Origin of the sequence: Modestobacter sp. VKM Ac-2977 (genome assembly GCF_026968045.1) — a bacterium.
Taxonomy (GTDB): domain Bacteria; phylum Actinomycetota; class Actinomycetes; order Mycobacteriales; family Geodermatophilaceae; genus Modestobacter.
The window spans coordinates 631837-655457 of the sequence record NZ_JAPVBQ010000002.1; the positions used below are offsets into that span (position 1 = coordinate 631837).

At 73.0% G+C, this 23621-nt stretch carries 22 protein-coding genes; 7 read left to right on the forward strand and 15 right to left on the reverse strand.

All coding sequences use genetic code 11. From position 1 onward, the window contains the following. Window positions 1–18: 18 nt before the first annotated feature. From O2V63_RS10695 to O2V63_RS10705, 3 genes are all read right to left on the reverse strand, one after another. Window positions 19–792 (reverse strand): enoyl-CoA hydratase/isomerase family protein, encoded by a 774-nt coding sequence (locus O2V63_RS10695; RefSeq protein ID WP_269167515.1) that lies wholly within the window; start codon window positions 790–792, stop codon window positions 19–21. After that, window positions 789–1019, reverse strand: coding sequence for a helix-turn-helix domain-containing protein (locus O2V63_RS10700; RefSeq protein ID WP_269165120.1), 231 nt, complete (start codon window positions 1017–1019; stop codon window positions 789–791). Before O2V63_RS10700 ends, O2V63_RS10695 begins: the two co-directional genes overlap by 4 nt. A 188-nt stretch (window positions 1020–1207) precedes the next feature. After that, the gene (locus O2V63_RS10705; protein ID WP_269167516.1) at window positions 1208–2809 is read right to left on the reverse strand and encodes an ABC-F family ATP-binding cassette domain-containing protein; all 1602 of its coding nucleotides are present in this window, start codon (window positions 2807–2809) and stop codon (window positions 1208–1210) included. A gap of 124 nt (window positions 2810–2933) precedes the next feature. Here O2V63_RS10705 and O2V63_RS10710 point away from each other — a divergent pair, with 124 nt between their 5' ends. Then, on the forward strand, window positions 2934–4799 hold the full coding sequence (locus O2V63_RS10710; RefSeq protein WP_269167517.1) for an SCO7613 C-terminal domain-containing membrane protein: 1866 nt from the start codon (window positions 2934–2936) through the stop codon (window positions 4797–4799). Between the two features lie 411 nt (window positions 4800–5210). Here O2V63_RS10710 and O2V63_RS10715 read toward each other — a convergent pair whose 3' ends face one another. The 9 genes from O2V63_RS10715 to O2V63_RS10755 form a co-directional block, all read right to left on the reverse strand. Continuing rightward, window positions 5211–5921: a GNAT family N-acetyltransferase gene (locus O2V63_RS10715; protein WP_269167518.1), complete on the reverse strand. Its 711-nt coding sequence runs from the start codon at window positions 5919–5921 to the stop codon at window positions 5211–5213. A gap of 75 nt (window positions 5922–5996) precedes the next feature. Beyond that, complete coding sequence (locus O2V63_RS10720; RefSeq protein ID WP_036338662.1) at window positions 5997–6368, reverse strand: metal-sulfur cluster assembly factor; 372 nt, start codon at window positions 6366–6368, stop codon at window positions 5997–5999. Window position 6369: 1 nt separating this feature from the next. Next, complete coding sequence (sufU, locus tag O2V63_RS10725; protein ID WP_269165124.1) at window positions 6370–6831, reverse strand: Fe-S cluster assembly sulfur transfer protein SufU; 462 nt, start codon at window positions 6829–6831, stop codon at window positions 6370–6372. Continuing rightward, window positions 6831–8156: a cysteine desulfurase gene (locus O2V63_RS10730; RefSeq protein WP_269167519.1), complete on the reverse strand. Its 1326-nt coding sequence runs from the start codon at window positions 8154–8156 to the stop codon at window positions 6831–6833. Before O2V63_RS10730 ends, sufU begins: the two co-directional genes overlap by 1 nt. Beyond that, entirely contained in the window at window positions 8153–8986 is an 834-nt protein-coding gene (gene sufC, locus O2V63_RS10735; RefSeq protein ID WP_269167520.1) for a Fe-S cluster assembly ATPase SufC, read from the reverse strand. Before sufC ends, O2V63_RS10730 begins: the two co-directional genes overlap by 4 nt. 32 nt (window positions 8987–9018) lie before the next feature. Next, window positions 9019–9360: a Rieske (2Fe-2S) protein gene (locus O2V63_RS10740; protein ID WP_269167521.1), complete on the reverse strand. Its 342-nt coding sequence runs from the start codon at window positions 9358–9360 to the stop codon at window positions 9019–9021. Next, window positions 9357–10688, reverse strand: a complete 1332-nt coding sequence (gene sufD / locus O2V63_RS10745; RefSeq protein WP_269167522.1) for a Fe-S cluster assembly protein SufD — start codon at window positions 10686–10688, stop codon at window positions 9357–9359. The genes O2V63_RS10740 and sufD overlap by 4 nt, the downstream gene beginning before the upstream one ends. Continuing rightward, a complete protein-coding gene (gene sufB / locus O2V63_RS10750; RefSeq protein ID WP_036338674.1) occupies window positions 10688–12127 on the reverse strand; it encodes a Fe-S cluster assembly protein SufB in 1440 nt (479 codons plus the stop codon). Before sufB ends, sufD begins: the two co-directional genes overlap by 1 nt. Next, the gene (locus O2V63_RS10755) at window positions 12124–12960 is read right to left on the reverse strand and encodes a helix-turn-helix transcriptional regulator (RefSeq protein ID WP_269167523.1); all 837 of its coding nucleotides are present in this window, start codon (window positions 12958–12960) and stop codon (window positions 12124–12126) included. The genes sufB and O2V63_RS10755 overlap by 4 nt, the downstream gene beginning before the upstream one ends. 162 nt (window positions 12961–13122) lie before the next feature. Here O2V63_RS10755 and O2V63_RS10760 point away from each other — a divergent pair, with 162 nt between their 5' ends. Further along, the gene (locus O2V63_RS10760; protein WP_269167524.1) at window positions 13123–14049 is read left to right on the forward strand and encodes a COX15/CtaA family protein; all 927 of its coding nucleotides are present in this window, start codon (window positions 13123–13125) and stop codon (window positions 14047–14049) included. A 179-nt stretch (window positions 14050–14228) separates the two neighbouring features. Here the strand turns inward: O2V63_RS10760 and O2V63_RS10765 are convergent, their stop codons facing one another. Beyond that, window positions 14229–15110 (reverse strand): heme o synthase, encoded by an 882-nt coding sequence (locus tag O2V63_RS10765; protein WP_269167525.1) that lies wholly within the window; start codon window positions 15108–15110, stop codon window positions 14229–14231. Between the two features lie 363 nt (window positions 15111–15473). Here O2V63_RS10765 and tkt point away from each other — a divergent pair, with 363 nt between their 5' ends. The 5 genes from tkt to pgl all read left to right on the forward strand — a co-directional run bounded on the left by tkt (window position 15474) and on the right by pgl (window position 22644). Continuing rightward, entirely contained in the window at window positions 15474–17705 is a 2232-nt protein-coding gene (tkt, locus tag O2V63_RS10770; RefSeq protein WP_269167526.1) for a transketolase, read from the forward strand. Between the two features lie 129 nt (window positions 17706–17834). Then, on the forward strand, window positions 17835–18941 hold the full coding sequence (gene tal / locus O2V63_RS10775; RefSeq protein WP_269167527.1) for a transaldolase: 1107 nt from the start codon (window positions 17835–17837) through the stop codon (window positions 18939–18941). A gap of 148 nt (window positions 18942–19089) precedes the next feature. After that, on the forward strand, window positions 19090–20613 hold the full coding sequence (gene zwf / locus O2V63_RS10780) for a glucose-6-phosphate dehydrogenase (RefSeq protein WP_269165135.1): 1524 nt from the start codon (window positions 19090–19092) through the stop codon (window positions 20611–20613). 46 nt (window positions 20614–20659) lie between these two features. Then, window positions 20660–21874 carry a glucose-6-phosphate dehydrogenase assembly protein OpcA gene (locus O2V63_RS10785; protein ID WP_269167528.1) on the forward strand — a complete coding sequence of 405 codons (1215 nt, stop codon included), beginning with the start codon at window positions 20660–20662 and terminating at the stop codon, window positions 21872–21874. Next, window positions 21871–22644, forward strand: coding sequence for a 6-phosphogluconolactonase (gene pgl / locus O2V63_RS10790; protein ID WP_269167529.1), 774 nt, complete (start codon window positions 21871–21873; stop codon window positions 22642–22644). The genes O2V63_RS10785 and pgl overlap by 4 nt, the downstream gene beginning before the upstream one ends. Window positions 22645–22763: 119 nt before the next feature. Here the strand turns inward: pgl and O2V63_RS10795 are convergent, their stop codons facing one another. Together O2V63_RS10795 and secG are read right to left on the reverse strand one after the other, a co-directional pair. After that, on the reverse strand, window positions 22764–23153 hold the full coding sequence (locus O2V63_RS10795) for an RNA polymerase-binding protein RbpA (protein ID WP_442929016.1): 390 nt from the start codon (window positions 23151–23153) through the stop codon (window positions 22764–22766). Window positions 23154–23314: 161 nt separating this feature from the next. Then, a complete protein-coding gene (gene secG / locus O2V63_RS10800) occupies window positions 23315–23545 on the reverse strand; it encodes a preprotein translocase subunit SecG (RefSeq protein WP_269165138.1) in 231 nt (76 codons plus the stop codon). Window positions 23546–23621: the final 76 nt, after the last annotated feature.

Genomic DNA, 23621 nt, shown 5'->3' on the forward strand with positions numbered 1-23621 from the left:
CCGTCGTGTTCCGTCCGGTCAGTCCCGCCCGGCCAGTCTCCGCAGCCGGCGCACCTGGGCCGCCCGCTCGGCGGCGTCCTGCTCGTCGGGCCCGTTGCGGACGGCCGAGCGGACCAGCGCCAGCGTCTCCCGGGCAGCGTCGGCGTCCGGCCCGAGGAGCGCCGCGGTCAGGTCGGCGACCGCCCCGTCGAGCTCGGCGGTCGGGACGGCGAGGTTCGCCAGCCCGGTGGTCACGGCCTCGGCCGCGCCCACCGCCCGGCCGGTCAGGCAGATCTCCACGGCGCGGCTGTAGCCGACCAGCTCGACCAGCGTGCTGGTGCCGGTGAGGTCGGGCACCAGCCCGAGGCCGGCCTCGGGCAGCCGCAGCTGGGCGTCCTCGGTGAAGACCCGGAGGTCGCAGGCGAGCGCCAGCTGGGCGCCCGCGCCGATGGCGTGCCCCTGCACCGCCGCCACCGAGACGACGCCGGGTGAGCGCAGCCAGCGGAACGCCGCCTGGTACCCCCGGATGCGCTCCTGGGCCGCCTCGGTGGGCAGCGAGCCCAGCTCGGCCAGCCCGCCGGGCACCCCGGGGTCGGCGCTGAAGAGCGTGCGGTCCAGGCCGGCGGAGAACGCCCGGCCCGCGCCGCGGACGACGACCACGCGCACGCCGTCGTCCAGTGACTCCCCGACCGCGCGCAGCGCCGCCCAGGTGGCCGGGGTCTGCGCGTTGAGCTGGTCGGCCCGATCGAGGGTCACGGTGAGGACGGCGCCCTCGCGCGCCGTCCTCACCCAGCCGTCGGGCTGCTCACTCACGCAGACTTCTTGGCGTTCCGGTTCGCCCCACCCCGACCGCGGAGGGTGGCGCCCGACTCCGACAGCAGACGGTGCACGAAGCCGTAGGAGCGGTTGGTCGAGGTGGCCAGCGAGCGGATGCTCTCCCCGCCGTCGTAACGCTCCCGGAGCTCGCCGGCCAGCGACGTCCGGTCGTCCCCGGTGATCCTCTTGCCCTTGCTCAGGTCCGCAGTGCTCGAGTCGGCCATGACTCCCCTCCGTGTCAGGGGTGCTGCCGACTCCTGCCGACGACATCCCGCTGATCCCCCGGCGCCGATGTCCCGATGACCTCGGCGTCCCACTGGCCATGATCACCCAGGCCGGGAGGGTCGGCCACCGCAACAAGAACGCGCACCGCCGAATCTGCAGGTCACCGCGCGGCGACCGGGTCCCGTCGTTACGCGAGCGAGACCAGATCGGCGAAGTCGGCGCTCCAGGTGTCCTCGGTGCCGTCGGGCAGGATGATCACCTTGTCGGGGTTCAGTGCGTGCACCGCGCCCTCGTCGTGGGTCACCAGCACGATCGCGCCCTGGTAGGTGCGCAGCGCCTCGAGCACCTGCTCGCGGCTGGCCGGGTCCAGGTTGTTGGTAGGCTCGTCCAGCAGCAGCACGTTGGCGCCGGAGACCACCAGCGTGGCCATCGCCAGCCGGGTGCGCTCACCACCGGACAGCGTGCCGGTCCGCTGGTCGACGGCGTCGCCGGAGAAGAGGAAGGCACCGAGGATCTTCCGCAGCTCGGTGTCGGTGCTGCCCGGAGCCGAGGACCGCATGTTCTCCAGCAGCGTGCGGTCCATGTCGATCGTCTCGTGCTCCTGCGCGTAGTACCCGACCCGCAGCCCGTGCCCGGCCTTGACCTCACCGGTGTCGGGCTGCTCGGTGCCGGCCAGCATGCGCAGCAGGGTGGTCTTGCCCGCGCCGTTGAAGCCCAGGACGACGACCCGGGTGCCCTTGTCGATGGCCAGGTCGACGCCGGTGAAGATCTCCAGCGAGCCGTAGCTCTTGCTGAGGTGTTCGGCGGTGAGCGGCGTCCTGCCGCACGGGGCCGGCGTCGGGAAGCGCAGCTTCGCGACCTTGTCCTGGACCCGGACCTGCTCCAGGCCCGCGGCCAGTCGCTGGGCGCGCTTGTCCATGCTCTGCGCGGCCTTGGCCTTGGTGGCCTTGGCCCGCATCTTGTCCGCCTGGGCGGAGAGGGCGTCGATCTTCTTCTCGGCGTTGGCCCGCTCGGACCGGCGGCGGCGCTCGTCGGTCTCCCGGGCGTCCAGGTACCGCTTCCAGCCGAGGTTGTAGACGTCGACCGTGGCGCGGTTGGCGTCCAGGTGCCACACCTTGTTGACGACGGCGGCCAGCAGCTCGACGTCGTGGCTGATGACGATCAGCCCGGCGCGGTGGCTGGCCAGGTAGCCCTTGAGCCAGACGATGGAGTCGGCGTCCAGGTGGTTGGTCGGCTCGTCGAGCAGCAGCGTGTCGGCGTCGGAGAAGAGGATCCGGGCCAGCTCCACGCGGCGGCGCTGACCACCGGAGAGGGTGCGCAGCGGCTGCTGGAGCACCCGGTCGGGCAGGCCCAGGTTGGTGCAGATCCGGGCCGCGTCGCTCTCCGCGGCGTACCCGCCGAGTGCGGCGAACTGGTCCTCCAGCCGCCCGTACTGCCGGACGGCGCGGTCCATCTCGGCGTCGTCGGCGGGCTCGGCCATCGCGACCTGCGCCTTGGTCAGCTTCGCCTTCAGCACGTCCAGGCCGCGGCCGGACAGCACCCGGTCGCTGGCGGTGATGTCGAGGTCGCCGCTGCGCGGGTCCTGCGGGAGGTAGCCGAGCTCACCGGTCACGTCGACCTTGCCGGCGTGCGGCACGCGTTCCCCGGCGAGGGTGGTCAGGGTCGTCGTCTTGCCAGCACCGTTGCGCCCGACCAGCCCGATGCGGTCACCGGGCTGGACCCGCAGATCGGCTTCGCTGATGAGGATCCGGGCGCCGGCACGCAGCTCGAGGCCGGTCGTCGTGATCACTGACCCCATGATAGGCGCTCGACCGCCATCGGCCGACCGGATTGCCGGGTGACCTCCACGTCACCTGGGGTACGCAGGCACCAGCCGTGGTCGCACGCGACGGTCCAGACAGCGGAGGTGAGCGGTGCCCGGCAGCCCCGAGGTGGTCTACCCACCGCCGCTGGGCGATCCCCCGCCGACCGCGGCGCCGGCGGACACGGCACCGACGGACACGGCGCCGACCGACACTGGCACCGGCGACGTCGCCCCCCAGCAGGTGCTCCTCGGCGCCGGCGCGGTCGCCGTGGTCGCCGCCGGCGCTGCCACGCTCACCGACGCCGATTCCGTCCCGGGCCTCCTCGTGGTCGCCCTGCTCACCGTCGCCGCGACCCTGGGGTCGCTGCGCGCGGGGGGCCGGGGTCTCCGCAGCAGCGAGGAGGCCCTCGCCTCGGCCGCGGTGGTGCTCGCCGCGGTGGCCGCGTGGTCGGCCGGGGACGGCCCCGGCGGCCCGAGCGCGGTGCTGCTCTCCCTGCTCGCCGCGGTCTTCGTCGTCCTCGGCCTGATCGCGCGGACGACGCTCACCTGGCCGATCGCCGCCTGGGGAGCCGGGCAGGGGGCGGTGCTGAGCGCGCTGACCGGCTCCGGACTGTCGCTGGCCCCGCACGCCTCCGCCGTGCTGGCCACCGCCGTCGCCGGTCTGGTGATCACGCTGGCCGTCCGCCGGGCCGTCGCGGTGGTCACCCTGGTCACCGCGGCCGCCTGGTGGGTGACGGGGGTCGTCGAGGCCACCGCCCACGTGTGGACGACGGAGTCGGTCGCCGCCGCGCTGGTGCCCTCCGCGCTGATGCTGCTGGCGGCCGGTGCGCTGCTCGCCCTGCCCCGACGAGCAGACCTGCGGCCCGCGCTGGGTCCCCCGGCCGCCGTCCCGGTGGCGGCCGGGCTGGTGGCCGGGGCCGCCGTCGCCGGGCTGCTGCAGGCCGCGGGGCCGGTCGGGGTGATGACCAGCGGCTACCTCGGCCTGGCGCTCGCGACGGTGGTCGGTGCGGCTGCCTCCCCGGGACCGTCCCGCCTGCTCCGCCCGTCGGGTCTCGCCGCCGCCGCGGTGCTCACCGGTCTGGCCGTCGTCCAGCTGCTCGGGTCGGGGCGCTGGACGGCGCTGGCTGCCCTGGTCGCGGTCGCCGCCGTCCCCGCGCTGGTGGTCGCCGCCCGGCAGCCCAGCGACCGCCGGTGGGCGCTGCCGGTCGTGGTGGGCTGCCTGGCGGCCGCCGTGCTGCTGGCCGAGGCCGATGGCAGTCTCGGGTCGGCGCCGGCCGGTCAGCTGCTGGTGCTGTGGTGCCTGCTGGCCCTCGGCGCCGCGACCGCCCTGCGCGGGCAGCCCGCGGAGCTGCCGTTGACCTGGACGGCCGCGGCGGTCGCCGCTGCCGGGCTGGCGCACCTGGCCGGCACCGGGCACCTGCCCGGCCTGGCCCTCGCCCTGGCCGTCGTCGGCGCGGGCTTCATCGCCTCCGGCACGGTCACCGACCGGGCACCCGTCCGGGCCGGTGGGTGCACCGCACTGGTCCTGGCCGCCTGGCTGGCCGCCGGCAGCGCCGGGATCGGCGTGCCGGAGGCCTACACGCTCCCGGCCGCCACGGTGCTGTGGCTGTACTCAGGACGACGACTGGCCCGCGGCGCGTCCTGGCCGGCGTGGGGCCCCGGACTGGTGGTCGCCTTCGTCCCGTCGGTCTGGCTGGCGGCCACCGAGCCGGATCTGCTGCGACTGGTGCTGGTCGTCCTCGCCGCCACGGTCAGCGCGACGGCGGGCAGCCGCTGGCAGGTACAGGCCCCGCTGGTGGTGGGTGCTGCGTCGTTGACCGCGGTGGCCCTCGGTCGGCTGGTCGTCCACCTGCCCCTGACCGGCCTGCTCGCGGTCGGGGCGGCCGGGGCTGTCCTGCTCGCCGCGGGCGCGGTCTACGAGCAGCGCCGGACGCGCGCCCGCGCAGCCCTCGCCCGCGTCGCTGACCTGCGCTGATGCAGCTCTATTGCAGTCACTGCACTGTCACGATCCAGTCACCGGGTCCCCGTCGACCCCCGTGCTGGGCCAGGCTGGGCGGATGGACCTCCAGGGGTGGCAGCGACGGACCGGCGCCGGCGTACTGACCGCACTGGTGGCGGTCGGGATCGGCGCCTGTGGAGGTCCCGACTCGCCGCTCCTCGGACAGTGGCAGGACGACGAGGGAGCGCCCAGCCGCGACCAACTGCAGCTGTACCGCGGCGAAGACCACTGCGACTGGACGGCCGCGGTGTTCCTCCGGGTCGCCTGGCCACCGGGCACGGCAACGGGACGCCAGTTCGTCCGGGACCCCGAGGGGGTGGTCTCTGCCGAGCTGTCCTCGGGCTTCGCCGGGGACGCTGTGCTGCCCGCCGACGCCGTCCGGACCGGCTACCGGAACGAGTCGGGCGTGCAGCTCTGGCTGCCGTCCGGGGAGGAGCTGGAGCACGCGTACCTGGTGACGTCGTCCGGGACCGTCGAGGCCTGGCCGCTGGTCGATCCACCCATGGGGTGCGACTGACCCTCGGGTCTGGACCCGAAGAGCACCTCGGCACCGACCGGGCGCCAGCCCGCCGCGAGGAACGACCGCAGCGAGGCGGTGTTGGCCGGGGCGACCTGCGCCCACAGCGGCTCAGCGCCGGGTACCAGTGACGGGGCCGCTGCGGCCAGGGCGGTGCCGAGCCCACGGCCACGGGCCGACGGGTCGACCTCGACGCTGACCTCCCACCGGCCGCAGATGCCGCGGCCGAGGACCAGCAGGGCGGCGCTGTCGGGTGTCGTCCACACCCGCACCCCGGTGCGGTACCGGACCGCCCGCCGCACGCGCGGGTGCTCGCCGGGCTCGACCTCCGCCAGTTCGACGCCGGGGCGCACCGGGGCCGGCGGGGCGATCAGCAGCGCGTCCAGCACCCCGGGCTCCGCGTCCACCCGGTCGGCCAGCGCCGACAGGAAGCGGGCCCCCAGCGGCGCCTCGACCGGCTCGTGCGCGACCTGCGCAGCCACCCAGTCCGGCTCGATGTCGGCGGCCACGACGTGCCAGCCGGTCCCCCCGACGACGAGTGCCGGCGCCCGCCGTCCGTCGAGGAGGGCAGGCGCCGGCACGGTCGTGACGCTCGCATCAGCCGACGGGGTCTCCCCCGCGGCCAACTGGTCCAGCAGCGTGCGGAGCTGCAGGGTTCAGACCCGGAAGCCGAGGGCCCGCAGCTGCTCGCGGCCGTCGTCGGTGATCTTGTCCGGGCCCCACGGCGGCATCCAGACCCAGTTGATCCGGATGTCGCCGACGAGGCCGGGGCCGGGGCCACCGGTGAGGGCCTGGCGGGCCTGGTCCTCGATCACGTCGGTCAGCGGGCAGGCCGCCGACGTCAGCGTCATGTCGATGATCGCCACGTTGGCGTCGGTGTCGACGTCCAGCCCGTAGACGAGACCGAGGTCGACGACGTTGACGCCCAACTCGGGGTCGACGACGTCGCGCATGGCCTCCTCGAGGTCCTCGATCAGGGCGGACTTGCCGCCGTACAGGCCGGCGTCGGGGGTGGTGGGCTCGGTCATCTCAGTTCGCCTCATTCGTCGTGGAGAGGGCGCGGGCGCTCGCGTCCTTCAGCGCCATCCAGCTCATCAGTGCGCACTTGACCCGCGCCGGGTACTTCGAGACGCCGGCGAACGCCACGGCGTCCTCCAGGTCGTCCTCGAGCTCCTCGGCCACGGTCGCGTTGCCCTTGCTCTGCATCAGCGTCATGAACTGCTCGCCGGTGTGCATCGCCTCGGTCACGCTCTTGCCGATCACCAGGTCGTACATCGCCGAGACCGAGGCCTGGCTGATCGAGCAGCCCATGCCCTCGTAGGAGACGTCGGCGATGGTCTCGCCCTCCAGGTGCACCCGCAGGGTGACCTCGTCACCGCACGTCGGGTTGACGTGGTGCACCTCGGCCTCGAACGGGTCGCGGAGTCCGCGCCCGTGGGGGTTCCGGTAGTGGTCCAGGATGATGTCCTGGTACATCGACTGCAGCTGCATCACTTCACCTCGCTGGGTGCAACACCGAAGAAGCGCTGGGCTTCCCGCACGCCCTCGACGAGTGCGTCCACGTCGTCGTACCCGGTGTGCACGTAGAACGTCGCCCGGGTGGTGGCCGGGACGCCGTAGCGGCGCACGACCGGCCAGGCGCAGTGGTGCCCGACCCGGACGGCGATGCCGAGGTCGTCGAGGACCTGGCCGACGTCGTGCGGGTGGACGCCCTCGACGGTGAAGCTGATCGCTCCCCCGCGGGCCACGGTGTCCGGCGGGCCGATCACGGTGACGCCGGGGATGGCCTGCAGCTCGGCCAGCGCGTACTCGGTGAGCGCCTCCTCGTGGGCCTGCACCGCGTCCATGCCGAGTCGCTGCAGGTACTCCGCGGCGGCGGCGAGCCCGATGACCTGCGCGGTCATCGGCACGCCGGCCTCGAAGCGCTGCGGCGGGGGCATGAACGTGCTGCCCTCCATCCGGACGACCTCGATCATCGAGCCGCCGGTGAGGAAGGGCGGCAGCGCGTCGAGCACGTCATAGCGGCCCCACAGCACGCCGACCCCGGTCGGGCCGAGCATCTTGTGCCCGGAGAACACCAGGAAGTCCGCACCGAGCTCGGTGACGTCGACCCGCTGGTGCGGCACGGACTGGGCGCCGTCCACCAGCACCAGGGCGCCGACCTCCCGGGCCCGGGCGACGATGTCGCCCAGCGGGTTGATCGTGCCCAGGATGTTCGACTGCTGGGTCACCGCGACGAGCTTGGTGCGCTCGTTCACCACGGTGGCCAGGTCCGACAGGTCGAGCCGGCCGTCGTCGGTGAGCCCGAGCCAGCGCAGGGTCGCCCCAGTCCGCTCGCACAGCTGCTGCCAGGGCAGCAGGTTCGCGTGGTGCTCCATCTCGGTCACGACGATCTCGTCGCCCTGACCGACGGCGTACCGGCGGAACTCCGGCTCCTTGGCGGTCGCTGCGTTGGACAGCGCGTAGGCGACCAGGTTGATCGCCTCGGTGCTGTTCCGGGTGAAGACGACCTCGTTCTCCGGCGCCCCGATGAAGGCACCGATGGTGGTGCGCGCCGCCTCGTAGGCCGCGGTGGCCTCCTCGGCGAGCTGGTGCGCACCCCGGTGCGGAGCGGCGTTGACGTTCTCGTAGAACCACCGCTCGGCGTCCAGGACGCTGGTCGGCTTCTGCGAGGTCGCGCCCGAGTCGAGGTAGACCAGCCGCTTCCCGTCCCGGACGGTGCGGGACAGGATCGGGAAGTCCGCCCGGATCGCCTCGACGTCCAGCGGGAGCGGCACCTGGCGCGCCCCCACGGGACGCGAGACGGTCTCGGTCATGCGGATGCAGCCTCGCTGGCGGCCTGCTCGTTGGAGTCCTTGACGTAGGCGGCGTAGCCCTCGTCCTCGAGCTTCTGCGCGAGCTCCGGGCCACCCTCGTCGACGACCCGGCCGGCGACGAAGACGTGCACGAAGTCGGGCTTGATGTACTTGAGGATCCGCGTGTAGTGCGTGATCAGCAGGACGCCGACCGGGCTGTCGGCCTTGGCCCGGTTCACGCCCTCGGAGACGACGCGGAGCGCATCGACGTCCAGGCCGGAGTCGGTCTCGTCGAGGATCGCCATCTTCGGCTTCAGGAGACGCATCTGCAGGATCTCGTGGCGCTTCTTCTCACCACCGGAGAAGCCCTCGTTGACGTTGCGCTCGGCGAACGCGCTGTCCATCTCGAGCGCGGTCATCTCGGTGCGCACGTCCTTGACCCAGGTGCGCAGCTTCGGGGCCTCGCCGGTGATCGCGGTGGCGGCGGTGCGCAGGAAGTTCGACACCGAGACGCCCGGGACCTCGACCGGGTACTGCATGGCCAGGAACAGGCCGGCCCGGGCGCGCTCGTCGACGGTCATCGCGAGGACGTCCTCCCCGTCGAGGGTCACGGTGCCGCCGGTGATCGTGTACTTGGGGTGCCCGGCGATCGAGTAGGCCAGGGTCGACTTGCCCGACCCGTTGGGGCCCATGATCGCGTGGGTCTCGCCCGCGCGGACGGTCAGGTCGACGCCGCGGAGGATCTCCTTGGTCTCGTCCCCGTCACCGACGGTGACGTGCAGGTTGCGGATCTCCAGCACGCTCCCGGCCGAGAGGCCGGTGGCGGTGGGGGTGGCGGTGGGGCTGGTCACGGGGTTCTCGCTCCTCAGTTGCTTTGGCCAGGTCAGGGCTGCAGGGCGAGGGGGGCGTCGACGTCCACCAGGACGTCGTCACCCTCCACCCGGACCGGGTAGACGGGGACCGGCTCGGTGGCCGGGAGGTTCGTGGGCTGGCCGGTGCGCAGGTCGAAGCACGAGCCGTGCAGGGCGCACTCGATGGTGGGCGCCCCGTCGACGTCGTCGACGTCGCCGTCGGTCAGGGGGACGTCGGCGTGCGAGCAGACGTCCTGGATCGCGTAGACCTCACCGTCGAGCTGGACGACGGCCACGTCGATGTCGGCGAGCTCGATCCGCAGGGAGCCCTCCTCGGGCACCTCGGACAGCGCGCAGACCCGCTCGTACGTCACGCGCCGACCTCGACCGGCTGCTCCTCGAGGTCCGGGAGGGCACCGAGGCGGGCCTCGATGGTGCCCATCAGCCGGTCCTGCAGGGCGGGGACGCCGATGTGCTGCACGACGTCGGCGAAGAAGCCGCGCACGACGAGGCGGCGGGCCGTCTCGGCGTCGATCCCACGGGAGCAGAGGTAGAACAGCTGCTCGTCGTCGAACCGGCCGGTGGCGCTGGCGTGACCGGCGCCGACGATCTCACCGGTCTCGATCTCCAGGTTCGGCACCGAGTCGGCGCGGGCGCCGTCGGTGAGCACCAGGTTGCGGTTCAGCTCGTAGGTGTCCGTGCCGGTCGCGGCCGGGCGGATCCGCACGTCGCCGACCCAGACGGTGTGCGCCTTCTCCCCCTGCAGCGCGCCCTTGTAGACGACGTTGCTGCGGCAGTTCGGCGTGCCGTGGTCGACCCAGAGCCGGTGCTCCTGGTGCTGGGTCTCGTCGGCGAAGTACACGCCGTAGAGGTCCGCCGAGCCGCCGGGGCCGGCGTACTGCACGTTGCTCACGAGCCGGACCAGGTCGCCGCCGAGGGTGACCACGACCTGCTTGAGCGAGGCGTCCCGGCCGACGACGGCGTCGAACTGCCCGCCGTGCACCGTGCCCGGCGCCCAGTCCTGCACCGAGACGACGGTCAGCTGCGCACCGTCGCCGAGCAGGAAGGCGACCCCGCCGGAGTAGCGGGCCAGTCCGGAGTGGTCGAGGACGACGGTCGCCTGCGCGAACGCCCCGACCTCGACGACCAGCTGGCCCCAGATGACGTCGTCACTTCCGGTGCCGGCCAGGCCCAGGGTGACCGGGCGGTCGAGCACGGCCTCCTTGGCGATCCGGAGCACGGCTGCGCCGCCGCTGCGCTGACGGGTCAGCGCGGCCAGCCGGTCGACCGGCTCGGGCAGGCCCTTGAGCAGCGGGTCGCCGGCCTCGACCGAGGTCAGCTCTGCGCCCTCGGGCAGGTCGGACTCCCACGCCAGGGAGGCGTCCGACGGTGCGCCGTCCAGCAGTGCGCGAACGCGGCGCATCGGGGTGAAGCGCCACTCCTCCTCGCGACCGGTCGGTGCACCGAAGGCGTCCGGGTCGGTGGAGGTGAACCGCTCGGCCGGCGAGCCGGTGGGTGCCGGACCGCCGTGCGAGTGCGACCCGGGGGGCGTGTCGCCGGCGGTGCCGGTGCCGGCCGCCGGGGTGGTCGGCGGCCCGGCCTGGGCCCCCACGCCGGGAGCAAAGAGCTCGCCGGCGAGGGTGGCCGAGTCGGTCGTCAGGGTGGTCTGGTCGTCAGTACCGGTGTTCTGTGGAGCCGACATCAGCCGACGGCACCTTCCATCTGGAGCTCGATCAGGCGGTTGAGCTCGAGGGCGTACTCCATCGGCAGCTCCCGGGCGATGGGCTCGACGAAGCCGCGCACGACCATCGCCATCGCCTCGTCCTCGGAGAGCCCTCGGCTCATCAGGTAGAAGAGCTGGTCGTCGCTGACCCGCGAGACGGTCGCCTCGTGGCCCATCGACACGTCGTCCTCGCGGACGTCGACGTAGGGGTAGGTGTCCGAGCGGCTGATGGTGTCGACCAGCAGCGCGTCGCACTTCACCGTCGACTTCGAGCCGTAGGCACCCTCGTCGACCTGGACGAGCCCGCGGTAGGAGGTGCGGCCACCACCGCGCGCCACCGACTTCGACACGATCGTCGAGGAGGTGTGCGGGGCGGCGTGCACCATCTTGGCGCCGGCGTCCTGGTGCTGGCCCTCGCCGGCGAAGGCGATGGACATGACCTCGCCCTTGGCGTGCTCACCGGTCATCCACACGGCCGGGTACTTCATCGTCACCTTGGAGCCGATGTTGCCGTCGACCCACTCCATGGTCGCGCCCTCGTGGGCCACGGCCCGCTTGGTGACCAGGTTGTAGACGTTGTTCGACCAGTTCTGGATGGTCGTGTACCGGCAACGCGCGTTCTTCTTGACGATGATCTCGACGACCGCGGAGTGCAGCGAGTCGGTCTTGTAGATCGGCGCGGTGCAGCCCTCGACGTAGTGCACGTAGGCGCCCTCGTCGATGATCATCAGGGTGCGCTCGAACTGGCCCATGTTCTCGGTGTTGATCCGGAAGTAGGCCTGCAGCGGGATCTCCACGTGGACGCCCTTGGGCACGTAGATGAACGAGCCACCCGACCACACCGCGGTGTTCAGCGCGGAGAACTTGTTGTCCCCGGCCGGGATGACCGAGCCGAAGTACTCGCGGAACAGCTCGGGCTGCTCGCGCAGCGCGGTGTCGGTGTCCAGGAACAGGACGCCCTGCTCCTCGAGGTCCTCACGGATCTTGTGGTAGACGACCTCGGACTCGTACTGGGCCGCGACACCGGAGACCAGCCGCTGCTTCTCCGCCTCGGGGATGCCCAGCTTGTCGTAGGTGTTCTTGATGTCGTCGGGCAGGTCCTCCCACGAGGTGGCCTGCGCCTCGGTCGACCGCACGAAGTACTTGATGTTCTGGAAGTCGATGCCGGAGAGGTCGGAACCCCAGTCGGGCATGGGCTTCTTCCCGAAGATCTTCAGCGCCTTCAGCCGGCGCTCGAGCATCCACTCGGGCTCGTTCTTGCGGCGCGAGATGTCGCGGACGACGTCCTCGTTGATGCCGCGGGTGGCCGAGGCGCCGGCGGCGTCGGTGTCCGACCAGCCGTACTTGTACCGGCCGAGCGCGTCGATCGTCTCGTCCTGCGTCATCGGCGCGCTGGGCACCGGCTGCGTGGTGGTCATGCGGGGGTCCTCTCCCGGTCGATCGAGGGGGTGGTGCGAGTGCTGGCGCCGGCGCCGGAGGGCGTAGCGCGACCAGCAGGTACAGGGCGTGCAGGGGTGGCTTTGTTCCCGGCGCGGAGTCCGGCCCGCAGGGCCAGCTGCGCGGGGATGTGGGTGGTGCAGATCCCGTCGCCGTGGGCGATCGTGGCCAGCCGCTGGACATGCGTGCCGACCAGCCGGCTGATCACCGCCGTCTCAGCCTCGCACAGCTGCGGGAACTCCGCCGCGACGTGGGCGACCGGGCAGTGGTGCTGGCACAGCTGCCCGCCGCTGGAGATCGCCGAGGCGGTCGCGGCGTAGCCCTCGGCGGTCAGCGCGACGGCGAGCACCTGCGCCCGGTCGACCTCACCGGCGCCCGGTGCGGCCTCCTCGAGCGCGGACTCGACTGCGGTGGAGCACCGCTGTGCCAGCCCGGAGAGCTGCTGCTCGGCGACGGCGCGGACGGCGTCCGGCCCACCGTGCTCGGCGACGAACCGCAGCGCCGTGAGCGCCAGGTCGTCGTAGGCGTGCGGGAAGGACTCCCGGCCGGCGTCGGTGAGGGCGAACCGGCGAGCCGGTCGCCCCCTCCCCCGCTGGCCGCCGGGCGCCTCGCGCTCGGTGACCCGACCGGCGGCGACCAGGCCGTCGAGGTGCCGGCGCACCGCGGCCGGTGAGATGCCCAGCCGACCGGCGAGCTCGGCGGCGGTCTGCGGGCCGTGCTCGAGGAGGAGGCTGCTCACCCGGTCACGGGTGCGCCCGTCCTCGGCCGGCGCACCGGCGGAGGGGACGGCGGCTCGGGCCGCAACGGATTCCACAACACGATTGTGTGCTTAATCGGGGAGCCCGCAAGGAAGGTCGGCCTTACCTGCGGGCTCGTGGAGAGGCGCGTCACACGGCGAGCGGAACCGCCCAGGTGGGCCGCTGCCGGATCGATCGGACCGACGGCGAGGAGCCCCTCGGTCAGTAGCATCGGTGCCGTGTCGGTCCTTCCCTCGCGGGTGCGCAACTCGACGGTCTCCCGGCTGGCGCTGGCCAGCGTCGTCGCCAACGGCCTGATCGTCCTCACCGGCGGGTTCGTCCGGCTCACCGACTCAGGGCTGGGCTGCCCGACCTGGCCCCGGTGCACCGAGGACAGCTTCACCACGACGCCGGAGCTCGCCGCCCACGGCGTCATCGAGTTCGGCAACCGGCTGCTGACCTTCGTCCTGGTGGCCATCGCCGCGGCCACGCTGGTCGCGGTCCTCCGGTCCGCCCGCCGCGACCTCCGGCTGCTGGCCGCGCTGGCGTTCCTGGGCATCCCCGCACAGGGCGTGGTGGGCGGGATCACCGTGCTCACCGGCCTCAACCCGTACACGGTCGCCGCGCACTTCCTGGTCTCCACCGCCCTCGTGGCCCTGACGACCGTCATGTGGCTGCGGTCCCGGGAGCCGGGGGTGGGCCAGCTGGTCGTGCGCCGTCCCTTCGCCCTGCTGGTGCATGGCGTCGCCGCCACCACGGCGGTGGTCCTGGTGCTCGGCACGGTGGTGACCGGCAGCGGCCCGCACAGCGGCGACCCCGAGGCCGGCCGCACCGGCTTCGACCCGGCGCTGATGAGCCAGCTGCACGCCGACGCCGTCTTCCTGCTGCTCGGGCTGACGATCGCGCTCCTGGTGGCGCTGTACGCCACCGACTCCCCCGGCCGGGTCCGCCGGGCCGCCCGCGACCTGCTGCTCGTCGAGCTGGCCCAGGGGGTGGTCGGCTACGTGCAGTACTTCACCGGGCTGCCCATCCTGCTGGTGCTGCCGCACATGGCCGGCGCGGTGCTGACCACCGCCTTCGCCGCCCGACTGGTCTGGTCGGTGCGTGGTCCGGCCACCGAGCTGCCGGTCGAGGCCTCGCCGGAGCGCGCCGCCGCCACCCACTGACGGGCAGCTCGGCGCTGACCAGGCGACGAGCCCGCTCACGGAGAGCGCCGCACCCCGTGCGTGGCTCAGCCCACGGCTCCGGTGATGTGCAGCTGCGGCTGGTCCAGAGGTCAGGACCGGCCACGGGTGCACACCACCTCACCCGCTCACCGCCGCGCGGTGGGTGAGTGCGTCCCCCGTCAGACGAGGACGTCGGCCACCAGGGCGATCGACAGCAGCGTCATGTAGGTGATCGACACCGAGAACAGCCGCATCGGACGGTCGGGGACGCCCGCCTTGATCCGCCTCAGCCAGGCGTGCGACTCCGCGACGTACCAGGCGCCCAGACCCAGGGTGGCGATGCCGGTGACCCAGCCCAGCTGCGGCGTCGCCGGCACCATGAGCAGCGAGGTGCCCAGCGTGCCCCAGGCCCAGGCGACGGACTGGCGCCCGACGGTGACCGGCCCGGCGACGACCGAGAGCATCGGCACCCCGGCCCGGAAGTAGTCGAAGCGGAACCGGCTGGCCAGCGCCCAGAAGTGCGGCATCTGCCAGCAGAAGACGATGCCGAAGAAGACGAAGGCGGGCCAGTCCAGCGAGCCGGTGACCGCAGCCCAGCCGATCAGCACCGGGGCGGCGCCCGGCAAGCCACCGAACACGGTGTTGTGCCTGGTCCGGCGCTTCAGCACCATCGTGTAGAGCACCGAGTAGGCCAGCACCGCGGCAGCCGCGAGGGCGGTGGCCAGGGGCGTGGTGAACAGGCCGAGCAGGACCAGCGAGACCCACGCCAGCAGCACACCGAAGGCCAGCGCGTTGCGAGGGGCGATCACCCCGCTGGGGATCGGCCGGTCGCGGGTGCGCGACATCAGCCGGTCGATGTCCCGGTCGTACCAGCAGTTGATCGTGTTGGCGGCCCCGGCGGCGAGCATGCCGCCGACCAGGGTGGCCACGACCAGGCCGGTGCCCGGCCAGCCCCCGGCCGCGAGCATCATCGCCGGCAGGGTGGTGACCAGCAGCAGCTCGACCAGCTTCGGCTTGGTCAGCGAGACGTAGGCGGCGACCGTCGCACGGGCGGAGCGCACCGGCCGGGCTCGACCGACGGAGCGGTCGGCGATCGCCGTCACGGGGGGCCCAGGAGCGCAGCGTCGCGCGGGCAGCAGGGCACCACGAGGTCCTTCTCCGCCGGGGATGGGGTAGCCCGCCCACTGTAGCCCGGCCCACCTACGGGGAATGGCCGGACACCACTAGGGTTTGATCACGTTGACTCTGCGCGTGATGCGGGTAGGGCAGCCGTCGAGGACGACGGCGCGCCCACGCTCACGACCTCCGACCGCGCCGACCGGGGCGGCCGTGGTGCGCATCGTCGTCCGCCCGGGGTGAACTGCCCCCCGCGCCCCCGGGCGGGTCCGACACCGACCGATCCCCGAGGGAGCTCCGAGCGCCACATGACCAGCGACAACGGAACCAAGAGCACCGCAGCCGAGGCCCCCGCCGAGGCCGCCACCGACTCCTCGACCGGCTCGCCCCGCCAGCCCGACCCGACCCTCCCCGAGGGCTTCGGCGACCTGGACCGCACGGCCATCGACACCGCGCGCGTCCTGGCCATGGACGCGGTGCAGAAGGTCGGCAACGGCCACCCCGGCACCGCGATGAGCATGGCGCCGGTCGCGTACCTGCTGTTCCAGAAGTGGCTCAAGCACGACCCCAGCGACCCGAACTGGGCCGCCCGCGACCGCTTCGTGCTCTCCATGGGGCACTCCAGCCTGACCCTGTACGTCCAGCTCTACCTCGCCGGTTACGGCCTGGAGCTGGAGGACCTGCAGGCGCTGCGCACCTGGGGTTCGAAGACCCCGGGCCACCCCGAGGTCGGGCACACCGCCGGCGTCGAGACCACCACCGGCCCACTGGGACAGGGTGTCGGGAACGCGGTCGGCATGGCCATGGCCGCCCGCCGCGAGCGCGGCATGCTGGACCCCGACGCCCCCGAGGGCGAGAGCCTGTTCGACCACACCATCTGGGCCTTCGCCTCCGACGGTGACCTGGAGGAGGGCGTCAGCGGCGAGGCATCCTCGCTGGCCGGCACCCAGGAGCTGGGCAACCTCGTCCTGGTCTACGACGACAACAAGATCTCGATCGAGGACGACACCACCGTCGCCTTCACCGAGGACGTCGGCGCCCGGTACGCCGCCTACGGCTGGCACGTCCAGCGCGTCGACGACGGCGAGGACCTGGCCGCCGTGGACGCCGCCTTCGCCGCCGCCAAGGCCGAGACCACCCGCCCGTCGATCATCGTGCTGCGCACGGTCATCGGCTGGCCGGCGCCGAACAAGCAGAACACCGGCGCCGTGCACGGCTCGGCGCTCGGCGACGACGAGGTCAAGGCGACCAAGGAGATCCTCGGGTTCGACCCGGAGAAGTCCTTCGAGGTCGCCCCCGAGGTCATCGAGCACACCCGCAAGGCAGTCACCCGCGGCCAGCAGGCGCACGCCGAGTGGCAGCAGCGGTTCGACGCCTGGACCGCGGCCAACCCCGAGGGCGCCGCCCTGATGGAGCGGATGAGCAGCCGCACGCTCCCCGAGGGCTGGGCCGGGAAGCTCCCGTCCTGGGACGCCGACCCCAAGGGCGTCGCCACCCGCAAGGCCTCCGGTGAGGTCCTCGCCGCCCTCTACCCCGAGCTCCCCGAGCTGTGGGGCGGGTCGGCCGACCTCGCCGAGAGCAACAACACCGCGGTCAAGGGCGAGCCCTCGTTCCTGCCGGCCAGCCGCCAGACCAAGATGTGGTCCGGTGGCCCCTACGGCCGCACGCTGCACTTCGGTGTCCGTGAGCACGCCATGGGCGCGGTCATGAACGGCATCGCGCTGCACGGTGGCACCCGCGTCTACGGCGGCACCTTCCTCACGTTCTCCGACTACATGCGCGGTGCGGTGCGGCTCGCCGCCGTCATGCAGCTGCCGGTCACCTACGTGTGGACCCACGACTCGATCGGCCTGGGCGAGGACGGCCCGACCCACCAGCCGATCGAGCACTACGCCGCGCTGCGTGCCATCCCGGGGCTGGACTTCGTCCGCCCGGCCGACGCCAACGAGACCGCGGTGGCCTGGCGCACGATCCTCGAGCACAACGACCGGCCCGCCGGTCTGGCGCTGTCCCGGCAGAACCTGCCGGTGTTCGACCGCACCCAGTTCGCCTCGGCGGAGGGCACCGCCAAGGGCGGCTACGTGCTGGCCGAGGCGTCCAACGGCCAGCCCGAGGTGGTGCTCATGGGCACCGGCTCCGAGGTGCAGATCGCGGTGGCCGCCCGGGAGCAGCTCGAGGCCCAGGGCGTACCCACCCGGGTCGTGTCCCTGCCCTGCTGGGAGTGGTTCGCCGAGCAGGACCAGGCCTACCGCGAGCAGGTGCTGCCCCCGTCGGTCAAGGCGCGGGTCAGCGTCGAGGCCGGGGTGCCGATGGGCTGGCGGGAGTTCGTCGGCGACGCCGGGCGGATCGTCGGGCTCAACCACTACGGCGCCAGCGCGTCCTACTCGAAGCTGTACGAGGAGTTCGGGCTGACCGAGGACGCCGTCGTCGCGGCTGCACGAGAGAGCATCCAGGCCGCTGCCTCCGGCGCCAACCCGCCGAGCGGTGCCGGCGTCTCCCGCGGCGGGGTCTTCGCCTCCGACGCCACCGCCGACCACTGAGCACCGGACCCCCTCCCGGGTCCCGCCGCCGCACACTCGAGGCGGGACCCGGGTCGGGGCCACCACTGGTCGACAACTCGCAACGGGCCCCGACCACGGGGCCTGACCACACCGACAGGAGGGCATGAGATGGCCCAGAACGAGAACCTGGCACAGCTGTCGAAGGCGGGGGTCGCCGTCTGGCTCGACGACCTCTCCCGTGACCGCATCCGCAGCGGGAACCTGCAGTCGCTGGTCGACGAGCAGAGCGTCGTCGGCGTCACCACCAACCCGAGCATCTTCGCCGCGGCGATCAGCGGCTCGAAGTCCTACGACGACCAGCTGCACGCGCTGGCCGTCCGCAAGGTCAGCGTCGAGGAGGCGCTGCGCACCATCACCGCAGCCGACGTCCGCGACGCCTGCGACCTGCTCGCGCCCGTCGCAGCCCGGACCGGCCGCGACGGCCGGGTCTCCCTCGAGGTCGCGCCGGGCCTGGCGCACGACGAGGACGCCACCGCCGCCGAGGCCGCCCACCTGTGGTGGCTCGTCGACCGGCCGAACCTCTTCATCAAGATCCCGGCCACGCTGGCGAGCCTCCCGGCGATCACCACCTCGATCGCCCGGGGCATCAGCGTCAACGTGACGCTGATCTTCAGCCTCGACCGCTACAAGGCCGTCATGGACGCCTACCTCTCCGGCCTGGAGCAGCGGCTGGCCGAGGACCCGAACGCCTCCTTCGAGGGCATCGAGTCGGTCGCGTCGTTCTTCGTGTCCCGGGTGGACACCGAGATCGACAAGCGCCTGGACGACAGTGGCGCGGACGCCTCGCTCAAGGGCAAGGCCGGCGTCGCCAACGCCCAGCTGGCCTACCAGGCCTACGAGGAGGTCTTCTCCTCCGACCGTTGGAAGGCGCTCGAGGCCAAGGGTGCGAGCAAGCAGCGGCCGCTGTGGGCCTCGACCGGGGTCAAGAACCCCGACTACTCCGACACCCTGTACCTGTCCGAGCTCATCGCCCCGGACACGGTGAACACCATGCCGGAGAAGACCATGCAGGCCTACGCCGACCACGGCCAGGCCGGCACCCCGGTGCAGTCGGCCTACGCGGACGCCGAGAAGGTCATGCAGGCGGTGGCCGACGCCGGTGTCGACCTCGACGACGTGTTCCGCGTCCTCGAGGACGAGGCCGTGCAGAAGTTCGTCGACGCCTGGGACGAGCTGACCGGCTCGGTGCAGGAGCAGCTGCAGGACAAGGCCTGACCCCCCGGGGCCCGGGCGGCGGCGCACCTGCCGCCCCCGGGCCCCGCGCTGTCCCGTCTGCGCACCACCCCCTTGGACACCGTCCGTCGTCCGTTCCGGCGCCGCACCGGACGACGGGCACCCTGCGAGCTGATCGAGGACGGACACGATGCCCACCAACCCGTTGCGCGACCCACGGGACCGGCGGCTGCCCCGGGTCCCCGAGCCCTGCGCCCTGGTCGTCTTCGGGATCACCGGGGACCTCTCGCGCAAGAAGCTCCTCCCCGCCGTCTACGACCTGGCGAACCGGGGCCTGCTGCCCACCAATTTCGCGCTGCTGGGCTTCGCCCGCCGCGACTGGGGCGACGTGGAGTTCTCCGAGCTGGCGCGATCGGCCGCGCGCGAGCACGCCCGCACCCCGTGGCGCGAGGAGGTGTGGGAGCGGCTGGCGAACAGCGTCCGGTTCGTCCAGGGCTCCTTCGACGACGACGACGCCTTCGACGAGCTGGCCAGCAACCTGGCCGAGCTCGAGGGCAGCCACGGCATCGGCGGCAACGCCGCGTTCTACCTGTCCATCCCGCCGGCGATGTTCCCGACCGTGCTGAAGCAGATGCAGCGCACCGGGATGGCCGAGAGCAGCATGGACCGCTGGCGCCGCGTCGTGGTGGAGAAGCCCTTCGGCACCGACCTGGCCTCCAGCCGCGAGCTGAACGAGCTCGTCGACTCCGTGTTCACTGCCGACGACGTCTTCCGGATCGACCACTACCTGGGCAAGGAGACGGTCCAGAACCTGCTGGCCCTGCGCTTCGCCAACTCGATGTTCGAGCCGATCTGGAACGGCCACCACGTCGACTCCGTGCAGATCACCATGGCCGAGGACGTCGGCATCGGCGGGCGGGCCGGGTTCTACGAGAAGACCGGTGCCGCCCGCGACGTCCTGCAGAACCACCTGCTCCAGCTGCTGGCGCTGACCGCCATGGAGGAGCCGGTCGAGTTCTCCGCGGAGGAGATCCGCACAGAGAAGCTCAAGGTCCTCCGGGCGGTCTCCGTCCCCGCGGACGACGACATGGTCCAGTTCGCCATCCGCGGCCAGTACGAGCAGGGCTGGCTGGCCGGCCAGCGGGCGAACGGCTACCGCCAGGAGGAGGGCGTGGCGACCGACTCCACCACCGAGACCTACGCCGCCGTCCGGCTCGGCGTGGAGACCCGGCGCTGGGCCGGCGTCCCGTTCTACCTGCGCACCGGCAAGCGGCTGCCCCGCCGGGTCACCGAGATCGCGCTGGTGTTCAAGCGGGCGCCGCACCTGCCCTTCGCGCCCACCGACACCGAGGAGCTCGGTCACAACCAGCTCGTCATCCGGGTGCAGCCCGACGAGGGCATGACGCTGAAGTTCGGCTCCAAGGTGCCCGGCAGCGTGATGGAGGTCCGCGACGTCGCGATGGACTTCCTCTACGGCGAGCAGTTCACCGAGGCGAGCCCGGAGGCCTACGAGCGCCTGCTGCTCGACGTGCTGCTCGGTGACGCCACGCTGTTCCCCCGGAACGCTGAGGTGGAGGCCTCCTGGGCGGTCATCGACCCGCTCGAGGCGTACTGGGCCTCCACCGAGCCGCACCCGTACCGGGCAGGCGAGTGGGGTCCGCGGGCCGCCGATGCCATGCTCGAAGCCGACGGCCGCCAGTGGCGCCGACCGTGAGCGGCCGCCCACCCACCGCCCGCGCGACTCCCCAGGAGGGGACCCCATGACCACGCTGTGGGACACCACCGGATCCGCGGTGGTCAAGGAACTGGCCGCCCAGCGCCGCACCGGCGGCGCCGTGATGAGCGGGGTGGCACTCACCCTGGTGGTCGTCGCCGACGAGGGCCGGGTCGCGGAGGCCGAGCAGGCCGCGTCCGCCGCGGCCGAGGTGCACCCGTGCCGGCTGCTCATCGTGGTCCGCCGCCAGGTCGAGGCGCCGGTGCCGCGGCTGGACGCCGAGGTGCTGATCGGTGGCCGGCTGGGGCCGGGCGAGGCCGTCGTCATGCGCATGTACGGCCGGCTGGGGCTGCACGCGGAGTCCGTCGTGCTGCCGCTGCTGGCCGCCGACGCCCCCGTCGTCACCTGGTGGCACGAGGCGCCGCCGGAGCAGATCGCCCGGGATGCGCTCGGCGTGATCGCCGACCGCCGGATCACCGACTCCGCCATGGGCGCCGACCCGGTCGCCGCGCTGCGGACCCGGGCGCACGACTACGCGCCCGGTGACACCGACCTGGCGTGGACCCGCAGCACCCCGTGGCGGGCGACGCTGGCCTCGACCCTGGACTCGGTCTCCGGGCGCCGCGGCGACTCGGTGCGCGTCCGGGGCGGACAGGTCGAGGGCGACCCCGAGAGCGCGACCGCCCAGCTGGTCGCCGGCTGGCTGTCCTCCCGGTGCGGCTGCGACATCCCGGTGGTCGCCACCGCACGGGTGCCCGGGTCCGCCGGCATCGACAGCGTCGAGCTGCGGCTGGACCAGGACGAGGTGGTCCGCGTGCAGGACGACCGCAAGGGCGGTGCGGTGATCAACCAGCCGTTCCGCCCGGAGGCGATCGTCGCGCTCCCCGACCGCAGCCTCGGTGAGCTCATCGGTGAGGAGCTCCGCCGGCTGGACTCCGACGAGCCCTACAGCGAGGCCCTGGAGGCGGTCACCGGGGCGAACGGTCTCTCCGACCGGCCGGCCTGCCGGGACCACGTCTGGTACGACCCGATGCGGCCGCAGCAGACCTCCGAGCCGGCCAACGGCAACGGCAACGGGGCATCGGCTGCCACGCCGGCCCCCACGGTGCCCGACGACTCCGCCGACGCCGACGAGGTGGCCGAGAGCGGCGAGCACGACTCCCCCGCGGACGACTCCGCCGAGCAGCGGGCCGTCCAGGCCCCCGACGCACCGTCGGCGGCAGGCGGCAAGGCCCCGACCAGGAAGGCGCGCACACGATGAGCCAGCAGGAGAGCCGGACGCCCGACGTGGTCGTGCAGCCCGACGCCGACCAGCTGGCCCGCGCCGTGGCCTCCGCGCTGGTCGCCCGGCTGGCCGCCGCCCAGGCCGTGCACGGGACGGCGTCGGTCGTGCTCACCGGCGGGGGCATCGGGACGGCGGTGCTCGAACGGGTCGCCGCACTGGCGGCCGAGCCCGAGCACGCCGTCGTCGACTGGGGGCGCGTGGACGTGTGGTGGGGTGACGAGCGCTTCGTGCCGGTCGACCACCCGGACCGCAACGAGCTCGGCGCCCGCGAGTCGCTGCTGAGCAAGGTGGCGCTGGACCCGGAGCGGGTGCACCCGATCCCCTCCTCGGACGCGGGCTTCGACGAGCCGGAGGAGGCAGCGGCCTGGTACGCCGAGCAGCTCGCCGCAGCCGCTGGTGACGGCGGGCCGATGCCCCGGATCGACGTGCTGCTGCTGGGCATGGGGCAAGAGGGCCACGTGGCCTCGATCTTCCCGGAGTCGCCGGCGGCCACCGACCACCGTCCGGTGGTCGCGGTCCGCGACTGCCCGAAGCCGCCGCCGACCCGGGTGAGCCTCGGGTTCGCGGCGATCACCGCGGCGGAGGAGGTCTGGCTGCTGGTCAGCGGCGAGGGCAAGGCCGAGGCCGTCGCCCGGGCACTGTCCGGCGCCGACCCGGTCCAGCTCCCGGCGGCCGGGGCACAGGGCAAGCAGGCCACCCGCTGGCTGCTGGACACCGCAGCGGCCGGCCAGCTCCCCCGCGCCTGAGCGCAGGACATCCGACAGGCCCGGTCACCCCAGCTGCTCATGGGGTGACCGGGCCTGTGACGTCCTGCCCCTGCCGCTCGCGAGTTCGCGAGTGGCCAGGGGGGCAGCGGGGCCCTTCTTCAGGCGCCGCGGCGGGCGCGCAGCCGGCTCAGGGCCTCTTCCAGGAGGGCGTCACCGTCCGCGTCCGACCGACGCTCGCGGACGTAGGCGAGGTGCGTCTTGTACGGCTCCGTCCGCGGCGCCGGCGGCGGGTTCTGCTGGTCGGTCCCGGCCGGCAGCCCGCACCGCGGGCAGTCCCAGGTCTCCGGGACGTCGACGTCCGTCGCGAAGGCGACCCGCGACTCGTGGTTGTTCGCGCACCAGAAGCCGATCCGGTTCCGAGGCGCTGCCTCGCCCCGTTCGGCCTCACCCATCGGTCCCGCACCGACCCGGCTCCCCCGGATCGCGTTCCCACCAGCCACGAGCGGCCCCCCTGATCGCTGCCACGTCGCGGTGACTGAGTTGATCACCGCGGGGGCAGTCTAGGGCCTGACCAGCCGGTTCAGGGTCACGATGTGAACACCCTGTGTGCCGCCACGCGCCCTGGCACCGATGGGAACGATCGCACGCGCTGGCCCCCTCTGGGGGCCCGCGCCGAGCCTGCGAGGTGCGGGGGGATTGGGGACCTCGTTCAGACCTTGAGCAGGAGCCCGAGCGCCACGATGCAGACGGCCCACAGCACCCCGGCGAAGACGGTCAGCCGGTTGAGGTTCTTCTCCACCACCGAGCTGCCGGACAGCTGCGAGGACACCGCACCACCGAACATCGAGGACAGACCGCCGCCCTTGCCGCGGTGCAGCAGGATGAGCACGATCAACAACAGGCTGGTGAGGACCAGCAGGACGTTGAGGAACAACTCCATCGTTCTTGGTCTCCTGTCCCGTACACAACGGGGTGGGTGGGCTCGCACCCGCCGGGTCGGGGGCTCTCGACGGTCC

Bases quoted from the DNA above. Each gene is read 5' to 3' on its own strand.
- tkt (WP_269167526.1), top strand. From the start codon at position 15,474: ATGACCAGCGACAACGGAACCAAGAGCACCGCAGCCGAGGCCCCCGCC.
- zwf (WP_269165135.1), top strand. From the start codon at position 19,090: ATGCCCACCAACCCGTTGCGCGACCCACGGGACCGGCGGCTGCCCCGG.
- O2V63_RS10785 (WP_269167528.1), top strand. From the start codon at position 20,660: ATGACCACGCTGTGGGACACCACCGGATCCGCGGTGGTCAAGGAACTG.
- tal (WP_269167527.1), top strand. From the start codon at position 17,835: ATGGCCCAGAACGAGAACCTGGCACAGCTGTCGAAGGCGGGGGTCGCC.
- sufD (WP_269167522.1), bottom strand. From the start codon at position 10,688: ATGTCGGCTCCACAGAACACCGGTACTGACGACCAGACCACCCTGACG.
- O2V63_RS10730 (WP_269167519.1), bottom strand. From the start codon at position 8,156: ATGACCGAGACCGTCTCGCGTCCCGTGGGGGCGCGCCAGGTGCCGCTC.
- secG (WP_269165138.1), bottom strand. From the start codon at position 23,545: ATGGAGTTGTTCCTCAACGTCCTGCTGGTCCTCACCAGCCTGTTGTTG.
- sufB (WP_036338674.1), bottom strand. From the start codon at position 12,127: ATGACCACCACGCAGCCGGTGCCCAGCGCGCCGATGACGCAGGACGAG.
- O2V63_RS10720 (WP_036338662.1), bottom strand. From the start codon at position 6,368: ATGACCGAGCCCACCACCCCCGACGCCGGCCTGTACGGCGGCAAGTCC.
- pgl (WP_269167529.1), top strand. From the start codon at position 21,871: ATGAGCCAGCAGGAGAGCCGGACGCCCGACGTGGTCGTGCAGCCCGAC.
- sufU (WP_269165124.1), bottom strand. From the start codon at position 6,831: ATGCAGCTGCAGTCGATGTACCAGGACATCATCCTGGACCACTACCGG.
- O2V63_RS10700 (WP_269165120.1), bottom strand. From the start codon at position 1,019: ATGGCCGACTCGAGCACTGCGGACCTGAGCAAGGGCAAGAGGATCACC.